This is a genomic window from Kitasatospora phosalacinea (assembly GCF_000716545.1).
Lineage (GTDB): Bacteria > Actinomycetota > Actinomycetes > Streptomycetales > Streptomycetaceae > Kitasatospora > Kitasatospora phosalacinea.
This window is the reverse complement of sequence record NZ_JNWZ01000221.1, coordinates 1-226: the sequence shown is the minus strand read 5'-3', so window position 1 is coordinate 226 and position 226 is coordinate 1. Positions and strand designations below refer to the sequence as shown.

The following is a 226-nucleotide window of genomic DNA, read 5'->3' as shown; positions in this document are numbered from 1 at the left end:
GCCCGAGGGCCGCGAGACCGTGGTCGTCGAGGTCGGCGGCAAACGCATCGAGGTCTCCCTGCCCTCCTCCCTCGGCGCCGCCACCGCCCCCGCCACCGGCACGGGCACCACCAAGGCCAAGCGCCGAACGGGCCCCAAGAAGGCCACCTCGGCGGCCTCCGGCGACACCCTGGCCTCCCCCATGCAGGGCACCATCGTCAAGGTCGCCGTCGAAGAGGGCCAGACC

1 pseudogene is annotated in these 226 nt (G+C 74.3%); it reads left to right on the top strand.

Features of this window, described 5'->3' with window-relative positions:
* A pseudogene (locus OO48_RS34230) lies at positions 1-226 on the top strand (acetyl-/propionyl-CoA carboxylase subunit alpha); the annotation flags it as partial.